At 70.3% G+C, this 19204-nt stretch carries 13 protein-coding genes; 8 read left to right on the forward strand and 5 right to left on the reverse strand.

The window, feature by feature from the left end; translation table 11 throughout:
* Window positions 1–5: 5 nt before the first annotated feature.
* From SCNRRL3882_RS08600 to SCNRRL3882_RS08620, 5 genes are read right to left on the reverse strand one after another with little or no spacing between them, the layout of a single operon-like run.
* Window positions 6–3335: an alginate lyase family protein gene (locus SCNRRL3882_RS08600; protein WP_029181362.1), complete on the reverse strand. Its 3330-nt coding sequence runs from the start codon at window positions 3333–3335 to the stop codon at window positions 6–8.
* A 31-nt stretch (window positions 3336–3366) separates the two neighbouring features.
* Window positions 3367–5151 carry an Ig domain-containing protein gene (locus SCNRRL3882_RS08605; RefSeq protein WP_010042525.1) on the reverse strand — a complete coding sequence of 595 codons (1785 nt, stop codon included), beginning with the start codon at window positions 5149–5151 and terminating at the stop codon, window positions 3367–3369.
* Between the two features lie 43 nt (window positions 5152–5194).
* A complete protein-coding gene (locus SCNRRL3882_RS08610) occupies window positions 5195–6058 on the reverse strand; it encodes a carbohydrate ABC transporter permease (protein WP_010042526.1) in 864 nt (287 codons plus the stop codon).
* Window positions 6055–7050, reverse strand: coding sequence for a carbohydrate ABC transporter permease (locus tag SCNRRL3882_RS08615; protein WP_010042527.1), 996 nt, complete (start codon window positions 7048–7050; stop codon window positions 6055–6057). Before SCNRRL3882_RS08615 ends, SCNRRL3882_RS08610 begins: the two co-directional genes overlap by 4 nt.
* Complete coding sequence (locus SCNRRL3882_RS08620; protein ID WP_010042528.1) at window positions 7047–8396, reverse strand: extracellular solute-binding protein; 1350 nt, start codon at window positions 8394–8396, stop codon at window positions 7047–7049. The genes SCNRRL3882_RS08615 and SCNRRL3882_RS08620 overlap by 4 nt, the downstream gene beginning before the upstream one ends.
* Before the next feature lie 500 nt (window positions 8397–8896).
* Between SCNRRL3882_RS08620 and SCNRRL3882_RS08625 the strand changes: the two genes are divergently transcribed.
* From SCNRRL3882_RS08625 to SCNRRL3882_RS08660, 8 genes are all read left to right on the forward strand, one after another.
* Window positions 8897–9910 carry a hydroxyacid dehydrogenase gene (locus tag SCNRRL3882_RS08625; RefSeq protein WP_010042531.1) on the forward strand — a complete coding sequence of 338 codons (1014 nt, stop codon included), beginning with the start codon at window positions 8897–8899 and terminating at the stop codon, window positions 9908–9910.
* A 1067-nt stretch (window positions 9911–10977) separates the two neighbouring features.
* Window positions 10978–12066, forward strand: coding sequence for a LacI family DNA-binding transcriptional regulator (locus tag SCNRRL3882_RS08630; protein WP_010042533.1), 1089 nt, complete (start codon window positions 10978–10980; stop codon window positions 12064–12066).
* Between the two features lie 389 nt (window positions 12067–12455).
* Entirely contained in the window at window positions 12456–13793 is a 1338-nt protein-coding gene (locus tag SCNRRL3882_RS08635) for an ABC transporter substrate-binding protein (RefSeq protein ID WP_010042535.1), read from the forward strand.
* Between the two features lie 8 nt (window positions 13794–13801).
* Window positions 13802–14686 (forward strand): carbohydrate ABC transporter permease, encoded by an 885-nt coding sequence (locus SCNRRL3882_RS08640; RefSeq protein ID WP_029181363.1) that lies wholly within the window; start codon window positions 13802–13804, stop codon window positions 14684–14686.
* A complete protein-coding gene (locus SCNRRL3882_RS08645; RefSeq protein WP_010042541.1) occupies window positions 14686–15600 on the forward strand; it encodes a carbohydrate ABC transporter permease in 915 nt (304 codons plus the stop codon). The genes SCNRRL3882_RS08640 and SCNRRL3882_RS08645 overlap by 1 nt, the downstream gene beginning before the upstream one ends.
* Before the next feature lie 124 nt (window positions 15601–15724).
* Window positions 15725–17323 (forward strand): glycoside hydrolase family 43 protein, encoded by a 1599-nt coding sequence (locus SCNRRL3882_RS08650; protein ID WP_010042547.1) that lies wholly within the window; start codon window positions 15725–15727, stop codon window positions 17321–17323.
* A 202-nt stretch (window positions 17324–17525) separates the two neighbouring features.
* The gene (locus SCNRRL3882_RS08655) at window positions 17526–18569 is read left to right on the forward strand and encodes a LacI family DNA-binding transcriptional regulator (protein ID WP_010042550.1); all 1044 of its coding nucleotides are present in this window, start codon (window positions 17526–17528) and stop codon (window positions 18567–18569) included.
* 106 nt (window positions 18570–18675) lie between these two features.
* On the forward strand, window positions 18676–19098 hold the full coding sequence (locus SCNRRL3882_RS08660; RefSeq protein WP_010042552.1) for a RidA family protein: 423 nt from the start codon (window positions 18676–18678) through the stop codon (window positions 19096–19098).
* Window positions 19099–19204 lie beyond the last annotated feature (106 nt).

Raw genomic sequence — 19204 nt, forward strand, 5'->3', positions numbered from 1 at the left:
CGGGATTACATGGAGGTGATGCTCACCTCGTCGAACTCGGTGGTGCTGCGGGCCAGGGGGTCGCGGGAGCAGACCACGAGGCCCACGTAGTAGGGGGCGTCACCGAAGCCGGGGATGTCTCCTTCGGCGAGGGGGGTCCAGGTGGCGCCGTCGTCGGACGAGACGGATGCGGTGAAGTGCGTCCCGGTGCGCTTCAGCCGCAGCAGGCAGGGGGCGGTGACCGCCGCGTTGCCCGTGAACGTGGACTTGCCGGCGACGGTCGGGCGCAGCATCAGCTGGGCGCTCGTGCCGCCGGTGACGATCGTCCCGGCCGCCTGGTCGAACGGCGACAGGGACTTGGCCATGAGCAGGCCGACCCGGTCGCCGGTGGCACCGGCGCGGGAGACCAGACGGGTGGTGACCTGGCAGTCACCGGTGACGGGCCGTCGTACGAACTGGCCGGTCATGCCCTGGTTGTTGACGGTGAGGTCGGTTCCGGCGCCCCGCACCACGAAGGTCCCGTCCTCGTGGGCGGTGCTGCCGGGGGTCCGGACGGCGACCACGCCGAGGGTGCCGTAGGCGCGGTCGTCGAGGACGACGTCGCCGAGGTCGCCGTAGGTCCAGGGCGCGGGCGGCGGGGTGCCGACCGTGAGGGTGAGGGTGCCGGCGGCGTCTCCGGCGGCGTTGCCCGCGGTGATGGTGACCTTGAACTCGCCCGTCCGGGTGGGCGTTCCGGAGATCAGGCCGGTGCGCTTGTCGACGCGCAGGCCGTCGGGCAGCCCGTCCGCGGCGAACCGTATCGGTTCGTGGGAGGCGCGCAGGAGGTGCTTGAAGGGCACGCCCTTGTTGGCGAAGGTGGTGGTGGCGGAGGTGAGTCGCGGCTTGGAAGGCGTCGGCATCGTCGACGTGGCGGACTCCGACAGGGGGCCGCGTCCGGCGCAGTTGGTCTTGGCGACGGCGTAGTGGTACGTCGTGCCGGGGGTGCCGGTGGCGTCGGCGTACCGGAGGCGGGTGCCGAAGCCGACCGCGCCGATGCCGGTGGCGATCGTCTCGTAGGGGCCGTCGGCCGCGGTGGCGCGCAGCACCCTGTAGCGGGCCGAGAGGTCCGGGTCGGTCCAGGCCAGCTCGACCGCGTCGGCGCCCGCGGTGGCCCGCAGGTCGCCGGCGGGCAGGGCGGGGCGGGGCACGGACCAGACCTCGCCGGCGGTCCGGGAGACGACGCTGACGTTGTCGAAGGCGCCGGTGCCGGTCTCGGCGTAGTCCTCGTCGACGCCGAGGCAGGAGGTGAGGCTGAGACCGACGTAGGCGGTGTTTCCCAACTCGACATCGCTGGAGCCGACTTCGGTCCAGCGGATGCCGTCCGGGGAGATGGCGCCGGTGCAGCGGTCGCCGCGGCGGGTCACACGGACCCAGTACGGCATGCGCAGCCGGTAGCCGTCGCCCGCGCCCTCGACGTACGGGGCCGTCAGCGGGGTCGCCGACTCGGGCAGGGCGCCGAGGGAGGAGATCGGGAAGGCGGCGCTCGTCGTGATCGACTGCTGCTGGGAGGGCGGCACGGGTGTGCTGCCGGTGCCCTTGACGGCGGCTCCCGCCTTCGGCCGTACGGACCACACGCCGCTCCAGGTGTGCAGGGGCAGGCCCTGGATCAGCATGGCGGCGTGGGCGGCGTCCGCGTCCAGGCCGGCCCGTACGGTCACGCCGATCCTGGAGTACTGGGAGCTGAGCGGATACACGATCCGCGCGGTGATCGTGCCGTCGCCGCGCAGCGGCAGGTACGCCAGGCGGTGGGTGTCGGCGGTGCCGGACGCCTCCAGCACGAACCGCTCGCCGTCGAACACGGCCGAGCCGGGGATCCTCACGTCCCCGACGTCCCGCGTCGCCCAGGGGTCGGGCAGCCCGGGGACCGCCGCCGCCCAGGCGGAACGGGTACTGGTGCCCTGGGAGTTGGTGGCCGTGACCGTGTAGTAGGAGGGCCTGCCCGGGCGGGCGTCACGGTCGGTGTACTCCGGCTTGTCGAGGCCCGTCGCGATCGTCTCGTACGGACCGTCGGCGCCGGTGGCCCGCAGGACCGTGTACGACTCGGCCCACGCCGACGGCAGCCAGGCCACGGTGACGGACTTGTCGCCGCCCACCGCCGTGACACCGGCCGGAGCCGTGGGCTCGGCTGCGGCGGGGGGCTTCGTGCCGGCGAAGGTGAGGGTGCCCCAGCTCGGCAGGTCGTCGTTGCTGCCCTCGACGACCCGGGCGCCGCCCGTGCCGCGGAAGACGGCCGCCTTGGTGTAGGGGGTGTCGAGGCCCCGGACGCCCGCGTAGTGCGCGTAGGCCATCTCGTAGATCGGGGGCAGGTTTCCGCGCCCGACGGCGGAGACGGACGTCTTGATGTACTTGCCGGTGCGGTCCAGGTCGGGGACGAACGGTACGTCCCCGCCGAGGTTGTAGCGGGCGGCGTACTCGACGTTCTTCAGCAGCCGGTTGTCGTCGAAGGCGTACAGGTCGACGCCCTGGTTCCAGGCGACCTGCGCGGCGTCCGCGAGCAGGCCGACGGCGAGCTGTTCGTGGCCCTGGTCGCGGCCGGACTCCTGGCCCTGTCCCGCCTCGGTGACGATGCGGTGCGGGACGCTGCCGTTGCCCGCGCCGGTGGCGGCGAAGCGCAGTGCGTCCTCGAAGAGGGTGGGCTCCTCGCAGAACACTCCGATGGCCAGGACGGACTGAATGGACGTCAGGTCCCAGTTGCCGTTGGCGTAGAGCATGTAGCCGGAGACGGCCGGGTACCACACGTGCAGGAAGGACTCCTCGCAGCGCGCGACGTCCTCCTTGGCCCAGCCGTCGTAGCCGCTGTGCCGCAGCAGTTCGGCGGCGTTGACGAACTTGAAGGCCTGGAGCCCGGCGCCGAGCGGGCCGTCGGCCCCGGTGACGGCCGTCAGGGACGCCGACCAGGCGTTGAGGATGTCGCGGGACTTGTCGGCGTACGCCCTCTCCCCCGTGACGCACCACATCAGCGCGGTCTGGTAGGCGGCCGCCGAGTCGGCGACGGCCTGGTTCTGGAAGTTGGTGGGGCCGCGGCCCCAGGAGGTGATCTGGCCGGTGTTCTGGACGGCATACGTCGCCTTCGAGCGCGCGTGGGCGGCGAGGGCGAGGTAGCCGTCGTAGACCGGGGATTCCTTCGCGGCGACCGCGGCCTTCATCCGGGCCAGGTCGTCGGCGCTGTGCAGCAGTCCGGGGTGCGTGAAGGCGCGGAGCCGGGTCTTGTCGTCCTGGGCCCACGCCGCTGCGCCGGCGGCGGACAGCAGTCCGCCGCCGGCCGCGACCACGAGCCCTGCCGCACCGAGGAAGGACCGTCGGCTGAAAGGATGCACGGGTGACTCCATGGTTCTGAAAAGGGCCGCGTCACGCGTGCTGGACGCTGAGCGTGAGGGTCTGCGTCGCGGTGCCCACGCTGTTGGTGGCCGAGACGGTGACCGTGAAGGTGCCGACGTTGTCCTCGGCGGTACCGGAGATCAGACCGGTGGCGGTGTCGATGTCCAGGCCCTTCGGCAGCCCGTCGGCGTTGAACGACGTCGGCAGCTCGCCGGCCGTGATCAGGTAGTTGAAGACCTGGTTCTTGGTGGCCGTGGCCTTGTCGGCGCTGGTGATCGCGGGCTTGTCGGTGGACGTGGCCTCGGTGGAGTTCAGGAACCGGGGGTTGATCACGTGCTCGTTGGCGTACGCCGGCATCATGTCGGTGAACTTGTACCAGCCCGGCTTCTTCATCCCGTTGCCGATGAACTTGCCGTTGATGACGAGGTTCTGGAACGTCACGTTCTTGATGGCGTGGTCCGCGTCGTAGCCGACCATGACGGACGGGTTGGCGTGCGTCCCGGTGTAGGTCATGTTCCGGATGTACACGCCGTCGATGCCCCGCCCGACGGAGGTGTTGTACGACTTGTTGAACATGACCCGCATGTTGATCAGCTGGCCCCAGCGGAAGTCCTCCACCCGGATGTCCTGGGCGCGGACGTTGCGCAGCAGGTTGCTGTCGCCGGGGTTGAGCGCGATGCAGCCTTGGTAGTCCATCTGCGGTTCGCGGTGGTCCAGGACGTCGATGTTGCTGAAGACGAGGTTCTCGATGGTCTCCGGCTTGTCGGTGTTGCCGTGCGTGCCGACGTTGATCGGGTGCGCCACGTCCGCCCAGAGGGTGGAGTTGCGGACGGTGATGTTGCGGCAGTCGCCGTAGTACTCCCAGCGGTGGGCGTAGATCGCGATGCAGTCGTCGGAGTTGCGCATCCAGACGCCGTCGATGAGGACGTCCTCGCTGGAGAAGACGTCGATGCCGTCACCCCACTGGCCGTGGCTGTAGGAGTGCAGGTTGCGGACGGTGACCTGCTTCGACTGGCCGACGGTGACCGAGTAGCCGCTGCTCGGGTTGAGCACCATGATGCCGTCGATCTCGATGTTCTTCGAGTACTCGACCAGGATGCCGTTCGCCGTGTTGTACAGCACGCCGCGGCCGATGATCCGGGCGTTCTCCACCTCGTGGAACTCCACCCGGGAGGTCAGCACCGCGCCGCCGGCCAGGTAGAGCGTCTTGCCGCTGGGCACCTTCACCACGTTGTCGGTGGTCTTGTGCAGGCCGGGGCCGAAGTAGATGACGTCGGGGTCGTCGGGGCCGGGCGCGTTCGACTCGATCGGGTTGGCGTGCAGTTGCAGGTTGTTGAAGAGGTCGCCGTCGATCTCGATGGAGAGGTTGCGCGGCTCGGTGAGGGTGAAGGTCACCGTGGCGCCGTCCACCGTGAACGGGATGTCGTAGGACAGCGGGCGGATCCGCGCGGTGCCGATGGTGCCCTTGGAGGAGGTGACGGCGACCTCGACGGTGCCCTTGAAGTCGAACGTGGCGACGGAGGAGTTGAAGACCGGGCCGCTGCCGGTGTTCGCGTCGATCTGCTTCGCTCTGGCGCGGTAGACGGGCACCGTCCGCCATTCCCCGCCCGGCGTACGGGCCTTGACGGAGTAGCTCGAGTTGGTGGGGACCCCGCTCGGGATGGGGTAGACCACCAGCTTGTTCGTCGATGCGGGTCCGTCCGCCGCTCGTGCGGCGCCGGTTGCCGCTCCGATCAGTGAGTAGGCGGCGACGGTGGCACCCGCGGCCTGGAGAACGGTGCGCCGGGACAGGCCGGTGCTCAGGGCGTCGTTCATGGAGAAGGTCCTTCAGTATGAGAGAGGTGAGAGATACAGCAGGTCACTTGAGGCCGGTGGTGGACATCCCCGCGACGAAACCGCGCTGGGCGACGAGGAAGACCAGCAGGATCGGCACGACGTACATCACGGAGGCCGCGGCCTGGAGGTTGGTGACGGGCGTTCCGGCCGACGTCACGTAGGTCGTCATGACGGCGACGGCCAGCGTCGACTTGTCGGTGGACAGCAGCAACTGCGGGGCGATGTAGTCGCCCCAGGACCAGGTGAAGGCGATCACGAAGCTCGCGGACAGCACCGGCCAGGACTGCGGGAGGAAGATCCGCCAGAAGATCGTGCCGTAGCCGCAGCCGTCGACGATCGCGGCCTCCTCCAGCTCACGGGGCAGCCCGGCGAAGAACTGCCGGAAGAGGAAGACCAGATAGGGGGCGGCCGCCAGTCCCCAGAACACCCACGGCCAGTACGTGTCGACCATGCCGAGCTTGGCGAAGATCAGGTAGGTCGGCAGCAGGGTGATCATCTGCGGCAGCATCATCGAACCGATGAGGATGCCGAACAGCGTCTTCTTGCCGGGCGCGTCCAGGCGGGCGAAGCCGAAGCCGACCCAGGCCGAGCTGAGCGTGACGAGCGTGGCGTAGATCAGGGCGATGATCAGGGAGTTGCGGGCGTAGCCGAGGAAGTCGATCAGATGGAAGGCGTCGGCGAAGTTGTGCCACTGGACGTGGGTGGGCAGCCAGTGCACGGGGGAGGCGGCCAGTTCCGCGGGGTTCTTCAGGCCGGAGAGGACGAGCCAGCCGAAGGGGCCGATGAACAGCCCGGTGAGGGCGACGAGGACCGTGTAGAGGACGAGGCGGTTGACGCGCACCCGCACCCTGGGCGCGGAGTTCGGGGGCAGGCTGGTGGCGGTCACTTCTTCGCCTCCGGGTCGACGTTGTAGAACACCACGCCGGACGTGAACTTGAAGATGAGTCCGGTCACGATGAGGATCAGAACGAAGAGCAGCCACAGCAGTGCGGAGGCGTAGCCGTAGCGGCCGAGCGCGAAGTACTGCGAGAAGACGTGCATCATGTACAGGTAGTTGGACTGCGGCAGGGCGGTGACGCCGGCCGTGGTGCCGTCCGGTGACAGCAGCAGCGGCATGATGGTCTGCACGGAGGCGATCACGCCGGTGACCGTCTGGAAGAGCAGCACCGGCGACAGCAGCGGCACGGTGATGCTGCGGAAGGTCCGCCAGGCACTCGCCCCGTCGATCCGGGCGGCCTCGTGGAGTTCCCGGGGCACGTCCTGGAGGCCCGCCAGCGAGATGATCATGATGTTTCCGGCGGCCCACAGCACACTCATCAGCAGCACGTAGCGGGCGTAGGGGTCGGCGAGCCAGCCCAGCGCGTCGAAGCCGAACAGGGTGATGACGCCGTTGGCGGCACCGGAGTTCTGGTCGAAGAGCGCCTTGAAGGTGAGGCCTACACCGACCGGCGGCACCACGGCCGGCAGGTAGAGCAAGGTGCGGAACAGCCCGCGCGCCTTGATCGGCCGGTTGACCAGGACGGCGAGCCCGAGCCCGGCAATGATCGACAGGGGCACCGACGTGATCGCGAACAGGCCGGTGCGCCCCAGGGAGTTCCAGGTCTGCGGGTCGGAGAACAGCTCGGAGTAGTTGCCGACGCCGACGTAGCGCCAGTGCGGCGAGATGCCGTCGTACGTGGTGAAGCTCAGCCACAGCGCGTACGCCATCGGCACGATCGTCAGCAGCAGGAAACCGAGGATCCAGGGCGAGGTGAACAGGTAGAAAGCGCGATGCCTGCGGGCGGTCATGGACAGCCGGGGCCGGCGGGCCGGCGTGGTGCGGCCGGCACTCGTGGCCGGGCCGGTCCGCCCCGTGACCGATATCTGGTCGACCGTCATCCCACCTGCTCCTTACCGCGCTTGAGCTGCTCGTTCATGGCCGAGTTCAGGCGGCCCGCCAGGGCGTCGACGGACATCCGGCCGTTCATCGCGGCCGGAGCCTCCTGGTTGAAGAGGGCGTAGAGCGAGTCCGCCGTGGCGTAGGGGGTGTAGGCGATCACCGAGAAGTGCTTCAGCTCGGCGTTCTGCACCTTCAGCGCCCGCTTCTGGTAGTCCTCCTGGGCGGGCATCAGCGGGCGCAGGGACTTCAGGGTGGGGATGCCCCACCCGCTGGAGGCGCGGGCCTTGGCGGGTCCCTCGCCGAAGAACCACTCGAAGACCCGCCAGGCGGCGTCCTTGTTCTTCGCCTTCTTCGGCATCCACAGTCCGGTGCCGGCCTGGCAGGGGCTGATCCGCTGACCGCCTTCGAACTTGGGAGCCGGGGCGAGGCGGGCGAGTGGCGCCAGCTTCTTGTCCGCGTTGATCAGGCCGCCGAGCCAGTAGCCGGAGTTGGACATGGCCATGCGGTTCGCCTGGAACGTGGGCCCGTCCCAGGCGTTGGGGTCCGGCTGGATGATGCTGGGGCCGACCCGGGTCCGGCCGTACTCGATGTACCAGTTCAGCGCCTTGCGGGCCTCGGGGGTGGTGAAGTCGACCCGGGAGAAGTCGTCGCTGAACAGGCTCCCTCCCGCCGCCACCGTCAGGCTCGCCAGGAGGTTGGGGGTGGACACGCCGTTGTAGCTGCCGCCGAAGACGGTTGTCTGGCCGCTCTTGCGCCGGGTGAGCCGTTTGGCGTTCTCCAGCCACTCCTCGAAGGTGACCGGCTCGGTCTCGGGCGGGTAGTCGACGCCCGCCTCGTCGAAGAGGGCGGTGTTGTACCAGAACATGGAGTCCTGGGAGAAGTCCTTCGCCATGCCGTAGCGGGGGCCCTTGCCCTGGGTACGGCCGTCGAAGCGCCACAGGTCGTTGACCGGGTCCAGGTCGTCGACCCTGAGGACGCCGCTCCTGGCGAAGTAGGGGTCCAGGTCCTCCATCACGTCCCGCGCCGCGAAGTAGGGCGCGTCGGTGGCGCCGACACCGCGGACCAGGTCGGGTGGGGCGCCGTTGGTCATCATGCCGATGAGCTTGGTGATGTCGTAGCGCACCGTGACGATCTTGACGCCGATGTCCTTCTGGGCCTGTCTGACCAGCTCCGGGGAGATGTCGTCGGGCTTGACCATCAGCGTGACCGTTTCGCCGCCGCCGCTGACACCGCCGGAGACCTGCATCGCACAGCCGTTCAGCGCCACCGCGCCGGTCGCGGCGCCGGCCGCGGACAGGGCGAGGAAACGGCGGCGGCTCAGGGAAGCACCAGCATGTGGGTGCATGAACGCACCACCTCCTTGCTTGTCCGGCCCGCTCGGCAACCGGTTGTTGTGCGTGGGGCAGAGCTTCTTGCGGTCGGGATGGCGCGTCAAGAGCCTTGACGAATTTTCGAAAAGACTGTGTAACCTCGGCTTCATCAGCCAGAGTGCCGATGAGCCCTGTTTTCGGGCGTTGTGATCGAGCCGTCCACGGACGACCGGACCGCCCTGACCAGGGACGTCCGAGAACTCCCATTGGCAGCAACTCGGGAACCGGTTGCCGTCGCGCTTGTCCGGGTGCTCACGTGCCGACAGCGGTGCGGTCCGGCTCCGTCACCGCTCGCTGAAACATCGGTAATCGATTTCCAGAACCTGCCCATGCCGAGCTGCGCCGAAGGGTCGGCGACTTCGACCTCACACACGCACCGGGCGCCCCGGCCCTGTCGATTGACCGACGCTTCCCGTCGGTCCTACGGTAGAAGACGCTTTCTGAAACTGTTTCTATCCTCTGCTCCAGGAGAGTCATGCCCAGCCCTCAACTGCCGCGGGCCGTGTTCGCGATGGACCCGGTACACCTCCCGCTGCTCTTTCCTCCGCCGCTGATGGAGCGGCTGAGGCGCACGGCCGACATCGACCCCGGGTTGGTCGTGCGGGACTTCACCGATCCGGCCGCGGCCGCCGCCCTGGCCTGTGCCGAGGTGCTGATCACCGGCTGGGGCTGCCCGCACCTGGACGCCGGCGCCCTCGCGGCGGCCCCGAAGCTGGACGCCGTCCTGCACGCGGCCGGCTCCGTGCGCTCCCTGGTAGGCGACGTCCTGTGGGAGCGCGGCGTGAAGGTGTCCAGCGCGGTGACGGGCAACGCCCTGCCCGTCGCGGAGTACACGCTCGCGATGATCCTGCTCGTGGGCAAGGACGCCTTCGACCACCGCGAGCGCTTCCGCCGCACGCACACCTACCCGGGTCCCGCGCAGACCGCGGCGACCGGCAACCTCGGCCGCCGGGTGGGTGTCATCGGCGCGTCCCGGGTGGGCCGCCGGCTGCTGGAGCTGCTGCGGCCGTTCGACCTCACCGTCCTGCTGCACGACCCGTACGTGAGTGCGGCCGAGGCAGCCGCCCTCGGTGCCGAGTCGCTGTCGCTGGAGGAGCTGCTCAGACACAGCGACATCGTGAGTCTGCACGCCCCCGACATCCCCGAGACCCACCACATGCTCGACCGCGACCGGCTCGCCCTGGTGCGCGACGGCGGCGTGCTCATCAACACGGCCCGCGGCGCGCTGGTCGACCATGACGCGCTCGCCGACGAGCTGGTCTCCGGCCGGCTCAGCGCGGTCCTCGACGTGACGGACCCGGAGCCGCTGCCGGCCGGTTCCCCGCTGTACGACCTGCCCAACGTGTTCCTCACCCCGCACATCGCCGGCTCACTGGGCAACGAACTGGAGCGGCTCGGCCGCATCGTCGTCGAGGAACTGGAACGCCTGGTGGCCGGCCTGCCGCCGGCCCACGAGGTGCGGCACGCGGATCTCGCGCGGGTGGCGTGACGGCTGGGTGGGGCGGCGGCGGGGGCCGCCTGCGCGGCGGGGCGGGGCGTCGGGATTGCCGGGGGGCGTCAGGGCGGGGTGTCGGTACCGCCGGGGACGCGTCAGGGCGGGGGGCCGGGACCGCGGGGGACGCGTCAGGGCGGGGGTGCCGGGACCGCCGAGGGCGCGTCAGGGCGGGGGGCCGGGACCGCCGAGGGCACGTCAAGGCCAGGGCGTTGGGACTGTCGGGGGCGCGGCAGGCTGGGCGTGCGGACCGCCGACGCGGCAGCGCGTCCTGGTTTGCGCCACGGCGGCGAGCCCGACCTGGGGCACGGCAGCGCGGTCGGCTTACGGCGCGTGCGAACTGCGGCGCGGCAGGGCGGCGGGGGCCGACCGCGTCACGGTGATCGGCCTGGCCCAGGGTCCGGCAGCGCGTCCAGCGGGCGAGAGTGCGACGAGCCGGGACCAGAGCAAGGCGACCGGCCGGCCCCGAGGCCGGGCAGCCCACCCGCACCTGGGCTCCGCAGCGCGTCCAGCCTGCGGCACAGCGACGAACCCGAACCAGGACACAGCGACCGGCCGGACCCAAGGCCAGGCAACCCACCCGCACCTGGGCCCCGCAGCGCGTCCAGCCTGCGGCACAGCGACGAACCCGAACCAGGACACAGCGACCGGCCGGACCCAAGGCCAGGCAGCCCACCCCGGACGGGTTGCCCAGCAGGCCGTCCACCCTGCGTCACTGCAGCGCGCCCGGCCCTCAGCAAGGCGACCTCCTGCTCCCCCCGGCAGACAGCCCACCCAGCCCACGGCACGGCACCCACCCAGCCCACGGCACGGCACCCCACCCAGCCCGCGGCACGGCACCCCACCCGGCGAGGGGCACGGCGCGCATCCAGCCGTCGGCACGGCACCCCAGCCCGGACCGGTTGCACGGCAGCCCGTACAGCTCGAAGCACGTCGGCAGGGTCCTCCAGCCCCGCCGTCCACAAGGCCTCCAGCCCTGGAGTAACGATGGGATACGGTTTCCGCACGGGTGGGGGCACAGCCCCGGCGCCGGATCGAGCCACGACGGTGAAGGAGCCGCAAGGGTGAGTCAGCGCAAGGCGACGAGCGACGCCGGACGGGCGACCATTCGCGACGTCGCGGAGCGGGCCGGCGTCTCCGTGGCCAGCGTCTCACGGGTGCTGTCCGGCAACTACCCGGTGTCGGAGGAGCTGCGCCGCAGGGTGATGAAGGTGGTCCGCGACCTGGACTACGTCACCAACGCCCATGCTCGTTCGCTCGCCGGCGGCGGCACACCGACGGTGGCGATCCTCATCAACAACATCACCGGCGCCGCCTTCGCACATGTCGCGAAGGGCGTCGAGGGCGCCGCCACGCTGCGCGGCTGGCTCTCCCTGGTCGGCACGACGGGCGACGACCCGGAGCGGGAGCTGGCCCTGGTGAACCTGATGCGCCAGCAGGGCGTGGCGGCCGTGATCCTGCTCGGCGGCGCGTACGACTACGACGAGTACCAGCTGCGCATGGCCCGCTTCGCCCGCTCCCTGGACGCGGCGGGCTCGCACCTCGTCCTGGTGGGCCGGCCCCCGCTGGAGGGCGACGTCCCGGCGACCACCGTCGACTACGACAACGAGGGCGGCGCCTACGCCATGGCCAGCCACCTGCTGTCGGCCGGTCACCGGCGCGTCCTGGTCCTGCCGGGGCATGCCGAACTGACCACGGCGCAGGGCCGGTTGAGGGGAGCACAACGGGCCTTCGAGGCGTACGGCGTGCCGTTCGACGCGGGCATGGTCCGGCACGGCCCGTACGACTACGAGCACGGCTACGAGGCCGTCGAGGCGGCCCTGCACGACACGCCGGACTTCACCGCCGTGCTCGCGGGGACGGACGTGGTCGCGGCGGGCGCCATGCAGGCGCTGCGCGCGGCCGGTCTGCGGGTGCCCGAGGACGTCTCGATCGTCGGCTACGACGACATCCCGCTCGCGTCCCAGCTCACTCCCCAACTGACGACCGTGCACGTGCCGTACGAGGAGATGGGCCGCGTCGCGCTGCGCGCGGTGGCCGACCGGCGCGAGGGCGGCGCGGGGCGCCGCAAGAGCGCCGACGGCGATCATCTGGTGCTGGGTACGCATGTCGTGGTCCGCAACTCGGTGCAGCCCCGGGGGCAGCACGGATAACGACCAGAGGTCGTTACGTAACCGTTTTCCAGGGACTTTGCGGCCCGTTCGACGTTTCGGCGGCGCACCCGCCGAGGCCCTGGACCGGCGTGTCCGAGACCGCCTTGACCTGCGTGTATGCGAGGCCACGCGCGAGCGTCCGCCGCCTGTCCGGAGATGACCGGGCGGACGATCCGCCGTAACAAATTTCCGCGCGCCTCTTGCTAAGAGCCGAGCCAGCCGCCTACCGTCCCAGCAACCGCTTACTACAGCTTCTGCTTCTGCTTCCGCTTGGCCGAACCCCCCGCAACCGCGAGCCGACGGTTTCCGGCCGCCGTTCCTGGCCAGCACAACCGAGCCGCTGCCGTCCTCTCGTTCTGAGAACGCCTATTCCGAAGGATCACGGTCAGATGAACTTCACCAGCCCCCGGAGAAGGTTCGCCTCCGCCGCTGTCGCGGGCATCGCGCTGACAGGTCTGCTCTCCGCCTGCGGCGGATCCGGCTCGGGCGACGACGCCGCGTCGAAGTCCGGCCCGGTCACCCTCCCCTTCTGGGGCTGGGCCAACGGCCAGGAGGCGGTCGTCAAGGCGTTCAACGCGTCGCACAAGGACATCCAGCTGAAGTACACCAAGGTCACCGACCAGCTGACCATGCAGAAGCAGCTGACCAACGCGGTGAAGGCCGGCAACGCCCCCTGCCTGGTGCAGAACACCGCCGAGTACGTGACCAGCTGGGTCTCGCAGGGCGCGCTCGCCGACATCACGGGTTACGTCGAGGGCGAGAAGGACAAGTTCAACACCGGCGCCTGGGCGAGCGCGCAGGTGCAGGGCAAGCTCTACGGCGTGCCCACCAGCTCGGCGCCCCAGTTCACGATCTACCGCACGGACATCTTCCAGAAGTACGGCCTGAAGCCCCCGGCGACCTGGGACGACTTCATCGCCGCGGGCAAGGAGCTGAAGAAGCACGGCATCAAGATCACCAACTACGCCGGTGAGGACCCGAGCACCCTGGAGGTGCTCGCCATGCAGGCCGGTGCGCACTGGTACTCGATCGACGGCGACGCCTGGAAGGTGGACTTCCAGGACGAGGGCACCCTCAAGGCCGCGAAGGTGATCCAGGAGATCATCGACAACGACCTGAACGCCAAGCTGTCCTTCGCCGACTACGCGGCCGTGCAGCGCAGCTACGACACCGGCGCCACCGCGACCCGGCAGATCTCCACCTGGCAGATGGCCGGCATGGTGCAGAACTTCACCAAGTCCTTCGGTGACTGGGCCCTGGCCCCGTGGCCGACGTACAAGGGCGAGGCGCCCAAGACGCCCGCGGGTACCAACCTGACCGGCGGCGTGACCCTGGTGACCAAGCAGTGCAAGAACCAGGAGCAGGCGGCGCATGCCGCGCTGTGGATGTCGACGAACCAGGACGCCGTCAAGACGATGGCGAGCCCGGAGACGGGCAACGGCGTGATGCCGGCGCTGGCCGACAGCAAGGCCTACGTCGGTGAGTCGATCTCGCAGAAGCTGCTCGGCAGGAACTACGAGCCGGCGCAGAAGGTCGTGACGGACAGCCTGGGCACCGTCACCACCGACTGGACCTTCGGGCCCAACTGGACCGCGATGTTCACCGAGCTCCAGGCGGGCTGGGCCAAGGTCGTCAACAAGGAGCAGACGGTCACCGACCTGCTCGCGCACATGCAGCAGTGGACGGTCAAGGACCTGAAGTCCCGCGGTATCAGCGTCAAGGGCTGAGGCATTCGATGATTCGCTCCATGCGCTGGAAGGGTGCCGCGTTCACGGTGCCCTTCCAGCTCGGCTTCGTCTTCCTGTACCTCCTCCCGATCGGCTACGCCGTCTACGAGTCGCTGTTCACGGAGAAGCAGTCCGGACTCGGGCTCGGCGGCGCCACGACGGAGTTCGTCGGGCTCGACAACTACACGCAGGGCCTGACGGACTCGGCGTTCATGAACTCGATCCTGCGGGTGGTGCTCTTCGCCTGTGTGCAGATCCCGTTCATGCTGCTGACCAGCCTGCTGCTGGCGCTGTTCCTGGACGCGGTCACCTCCAGGGTGGCGAGCCGGTTCCGCATCCTGCTGCTGGTGCCGTACATGATCCCTGGCGTGGTCGCGGCGATCGTGTGGGTCAATCTCTACAGCCCGGACGTCGGCCCGCTCACCCCGATCGGCAAGGCCCTCGGGTTCGACTGGAACTTCTTCGCGCCGTCGATGGTGTGGCCGTCCATCGGCAACCTGCTGACCTGGCACGGCATCGGCTACAACATGGTGATCATCTACTCGGCGCTCCAGGGCGTGCCCCGCGAGCTGTTCGAGGCGGCCCGGCTCGACGGCGCCTCCGAGCTGCGGATCGCGCGCAGCATCAAGATCCCGTACGTGCGCGGGGCGCTGGTACTCACCGGTCTGCTGTCGATCATCCAGATGCTCCAGATCTTCAACGAGCCGGCGCTGTTCCGGAACATCACCCCGCAGACGGTCAGCGACAGCTTCACCCCGATCATGATCATCTACAACCAGGCGTTCAACGCGGGCAACTACAACTACGCGGCGGCCCTGTCCGTGCTGCTCGCCCTGATCCTGGGCGTGGCCTCCTTCCTCTTCTACCGGCTCACCTCGAAGGAGGCCGACTGATGGTGCTGACCGAGCACACCACCGAGCGGCCCCCCGTCCGCAGCGTCCGGCGCCTGACCCGCCCGGACGCGGCCTCCCGCGGGCGGGGCGGTCAGCGCTTCCTGCTGGTCGGGCTGATCCTGGCCAGCGTCTACAGCCTGTTCCCGGTGTGGTGGCTGATCGTCGCCGCGACCAAGGACCGCACGGCGCTGTACCAGAGCAACGGCCTGTGGTTCTCCGGCTGGCACCTGTGGGACAACCTGCAACAGGTGTTCACCTACCAGGACGGCATCTTCCTGCGGTGGACGGCCAACTCGTTCCTGTACGCCGGGGTCGGCTCGCTCGGCGGCACGCTGATCGCGCTCGCCACCGGTTACGGACTGGCCCGGTTCGACTTCCCCGGCCGCAACGCGATCTTCGCGTGTGTCGTGGGCTCGTTCCTGATCCCGATCGCCCTGCTGACGCTCCCGCTGTACCTGCTGTTCTCGGCGCTCGGCATGGTGGACACCCCGTGGGCGATGCTGATCCCGTGTCTGATCAACCCGTTCAGCGTGTACCTGGCCAAGGTGTACACCGAGGCGACGATCCCCTACGAGCTGCTGGAGGCGGCCCGGATCGACGGCGCCGGCGAGCTGCGGATCTTCTTCAGCATCGTGCTGCGGATGATGACGACGGGCGGCGCGACGGTGTTCCTGCTGGCGTTCGTGAACACCTGGAACGCCTTCTTCCTGCCGCTGACCGTGCTGCGCGGCAAGGAGAACTGGACGCTCAACCTGGGCCTGTACAACTGGACCGGCACCCGCCTGGAGTCGGGCATCGACCTCACGGGCCTGGTGCTGACGGGCGCGCTGCTGTCCATCGTGCCGATGGCGATCATGATGGTCGCGATGCGCCGCTACTGGCGGACGGGCGTGACGCTCGGCGCCCTCAAGTGATCGGCGTCCTCGAGATGTTCGGCCCCCTCAAGTGATCTCCCTCGCCTCTCCCTGACTCCCGGGGGCCGCAGGTGACCCTGACTCCCTGCGGCCCCCGGGTGCCCGTCCCTCCCGGAGCCCCCACGTGACCCTCCTGCACAACCCCGTCCTCCGCGGCTTCGCCCCCGACCCCTCCCTGATCCGGGTCGGCGACTGGTACTACGTGGCGACCAGCTCCTTCGAGTGGTTCCCGACGATCCCGGTCCACCGTTCCCGCGACCTGGCCCACTGGGAGTACGCGGGGCACGTCCGGGGCGCGGCCCCCGGCGGCTCGTTGGCCGGGGTGCCCGACTCCGGGGGCATCTGGGCGCCGTCGCTGAGCTGGGACGGGGAACGGTTCTGGGTGACGTACACCGTCGTGCGCTCGGTCGGCACGCCGTACTTCGACCTGGACACGTACGTCTCGACGGCCACCGAGGTGAGCGGCGCATGGAGCGCGCCGCGCCGGGTGGCGAGCCACGGCTTCGATCCGGCCCTGTTCCACGAGGACGGCAGGCTGTGGCTGCTGAACCTCCAGAACGACCACCGGCCGGGCGGCCGGAGGTTCGCCGGGATCGTCGTCACGGAGCTGGACCGGGAGACCCTGGCGCCCCTCGGGAGGACGCGTCTGCTGCTCCAGCACGACCGGCTGATCGAGGGACCGAAGCTGCTGCGGCACGCGGGCTGGTACTACCTGGTGCTCGCGGAGGGCGGCACGGGCTGGGAGCACGGGGTGCGGGTGGCCCGCAGCCGGGAGCTGACCGGGCCGTACGAACTCGACGAACGGCCCTTGCTGACCACCCGGGACGACCCGGGCGTGCCGTTGCAGAAGGCCGGGCACGGCGAGCTGGTCGAGACGCCGGACGGGCAGTGGCTGCTCGGCCATCTGACGGCCCGTCCGCTGCACACGCCGCAGGGCCGCCGCTGCCCGCTCGGCCGGGAGACCGCGATCCAGGCGGTGACCTGGGACGCGGAGGGCTGGCCCCGGCTGCGGCAGGGCGGTTGGCATCCGGCGGTGGAGGTCGACGTGCCGACGCGGCCGCACCCGCTGCCCCCTGCTGCCCCGCCCGAGGGTCTGTCCTGGCCGTGGAGCTCCCTGCGCGAGCCGCCGGACCCGTCCTGGGCCGACACGACGTCCCGGCCCGGCTGGATCCGGCTGCGCGGCCGGCACGGGCCGGAGTCCCGCTGGGCGAGCAGCCTGCTGGCCCAGCGCGTCACCGAGCACCGCGCCGAGGCCGAGGTCACCGTCGAGGCGCGGCCGGTCACCTTCACCCAGGCCGCCGGGCTGGTGCTCTGGTACAACCCCGAGGCGTATCTCAGCCTGGACCTGACCTGGGCGGAGCCCGAGGGCGAGCGGCAGTGCGGACAGCAGTGGCGGGGCACGTCCGGGACGGGGGGCCGTACGGTGCTCAGCCTCGTGGAGCGTGACGAGGGGGACACACGGCAGGTCGCCGTCGTGGACGTTCCGGTGGCGGCGGCCGTGACGCTGGGAGTGACGGTCGAGGGGGCCGAGGCACGCTTCTGGCATGTCCGGGACGGGGCGCGCACCTCGATCGGCCCGGCCCTGGACTTCAGCCGGCTGTCCGACGACCACGGGTCCCGGCTGCGCTTCACCGGTGCGATGGCGGGCATCCACGCCCGGGACCTCGTCGACGCGGCGTTCACGGCGGACTTCACGGGGTTCCGCCTGACCTGTTCCGGCTGACCTTCACACCCGACTGATCACGTTGTTCGGGGTTTCGAAAGTTTTGACCGGCGAGAACCGGTGAATTCACTTGTCTTCCCGCCGTCCTGCGCCCCACCTACAGTAGGAAGCGCTTTCTGCCCGGTCGGACTCCGGACCGCCGTGAGCAGCGCTGGTCGAAACTTTCCACGGCCCTCGGGCGGGCCGGAGAGGTGGGTTCCCGATGGTCCGTACGGCGAGTGCGAGTGCGACGGCCGGTCCGACGCTGGCGGTCGTGGCCCGCGAGGCGGGGGTGTCCGTGCCGACCGCGTCGAAGGTGGTCAACGGCCGGGAGGACGTGGCGCCCGAGACACGCCGCCGTGTCACCGAGGCGCTCGACCGGCTCGGCTATGTGCGCAGACCCCGGTTCGACGCGTCGAAGGCACCCCGGCTGGTCGACCTGGTCGTGCACTCGCTGGAGAGCTCCTGGTCGGGCGCGGTGCTGCACGGGGTGGAGGAGGCGGCGCACGACGCGGGCCTGGAGGTCGTGGTGTCGGCGGCCCTGACCCGGACCCGGGCCGGCCGGCCGGAGCGCGGCTGGCTGGACAAGCTGGTCGCCCGGGGCTCCTCCGGGGTCCTGTTCAACCTCGCCGAGCTGAGCGATTCCCAGTACGCCTGGCTGGAGCAGCACCGCATCCCGTTCGTGATGATCGACCCGGTCCAGGAACCGCCGGAGGGCGTGGCGTCGGTGGGCGCGGCGAACTGGCAGGGCGGTCTGACGGCCACGGAGCACCTGCTGTCCCTGGGCCACGAGCGCATCGCCGTCATCGCCGGTCACCGGCGCACGATGTGCAGCAGCGCCCGGGTCGCCGGTTACCGCTCGGCGCTCGCGTCGGCCGGGGTCCGGCACCGTGCCGAGTACGTCCGGCACGCGGGCTTCGACGAGGGCCTGGCCCGCCGCCGCATGCTGGAACTGCTCGACCTGCCCGAGCCGCCGACGGCCGTCTTCGTCTGCTCGGACCGGATGGCCCTGGGGGTGTACGAGGCCCTGGCCGAGCGGGGGTTGAGGGTCCCGGACGACGTCAGCGTGGTCGGCTTCGACGACCTGCCCGAGGCGCGCTGGGCCTCCCCCGCGCTGACCACGGTCCGCCAGCCGCTGTCGGAGATGGCGGCGACGGCCCTGCGGTCGCTGCTGCGCCTGATGGACGGCCACCACCCGGAGAGCACCCGGACGGAACTGTCGACGCGCCTGGTGGAACGGGCGAGCACCACCGCGCCGCGCTGCTAGGGGGTGCCCAGGGACGGAATGCCGTACAGGCGTGGGGAGTTGGGGATGAGTGCCAGGGTCGCCGCCGGTGTGCGGCGGCCGTACTCCGCGAAAGGACAGCCCGGTCATGACGCGCGACTCGCGCACGATCACCAACCCGGCCACCCTCCACGACCCCACGCCGTTCGGCTACAGCCACGCCGTCTCGGCACCGGGTGAAACCGTCTTCATCGGAGGCCAGTACGCCTCCGACTCCACCGGCGCCCCCGTGCCCGGCGACTTCGCCGCGCAGGTGGAACTGGCCTTCGACCGGCTGCGATCGGCGTTGGAGGGGGTCGGGCTCGGTTATGAACACGTCGTACGTCTCGGCACGTTCATCGTGGACCACGACCTCGGCAAGCTGGAGATCCTCGGCAAGGCGCTGCACGCGCGCTTCGGCGAGCGGCTCCCGGCGCAGACCTTGAGCGGGGTCGCCTCGCTGGCGCTGCCGGGAATGCTGTTCGAGGTCGACGCGGTGGCGGTACGCCCCGGCGCACCGTACGCCGAGTGACGGTCGCCCGATCGGTGGTCGCACACCCCTGACGCGCGCCGCGCGCCCGTCGCGGTGGGGAACTGGCCGGAACCGACCGGCGTCGAACGATGCGGCGGGGAGGGGC

Origin of the sequence: Streptomyces chartreusis NRRL 3882, assembly GCF_900236475.1 — a bacterium.
GTDB lineage: Bacteria > Actinomycetota > Actinomycetes > Streptomycetales > Streptomycetaceae > Streptomyces > Streptomyces chartreusis_D.

Coding starts and splice junctions, on each gene's coding strand:
- SCNRRL3882_RS08605 (WP_010042525.1), bottom strand. CDS start 5,151: ATGAACGACGCCCTGAGCACCGGCCTGTCCCGGCGCACCGTTCTCCAG.
- SCNRRL3882_RS08615 (WP_010042527.1), bottom strand. CDS start 7,050: ATGACGGTCGACCAGATATCGGTCACGGGGCGGACCGGCCCGGCCACG.
- SCNRRL3882_RS08620 (WP_010042528.1), bottom strand. CDS start 8,396: ATGCACCCACATGCTGGTGCTTCCCTGAGCCGCCGCCGTTTCCTCGCC.
- SCNRRL3882_RS08625 (WP_010042531.1), top strand. CDS start 8,897: ATGCCCAGCCCTCAACTGCCGCGGGCCGTGTTCGCGATGGACCCGGTA.
- SCNRRL3882_RS08635 (WP_010042535.1), top strand. CDS start 12,456: ATGAACTTCACCAGCCCCCGGAGAAGGTTCGCCTCCGCCGCTGTCGCG.
- SCNRRL3882_RS08640 (WP_029181363.1), top strand. CDS start 13,802: ATGATTCGCTCCATGCGCTGGAAGGGTGCCGCGTTCACGGTGCCCTTC.
- SCNRRL3882_RS08645 (WP_010042541.1), top strand. CDS start 14,686: ATGGTGCTGACCGAGCACACCACCGAGCGGCCCCCCGTCCGCAGCGTC.
- SCNRRL3882_RS08655 (WP_010042550.1), top strand. CDS start 17,526: ATGGTCCGTACGGCGAGTGCGAGTGCGACGGCCGGTCCGACGCTGGCG.
- SCNRRL3882_RS08660 (WP_010042552.1), top strand. CDS start 18,676: ATGACGCGCGACTCGCGCACGATCACCAACCCGGCCACCCTCCACGAC.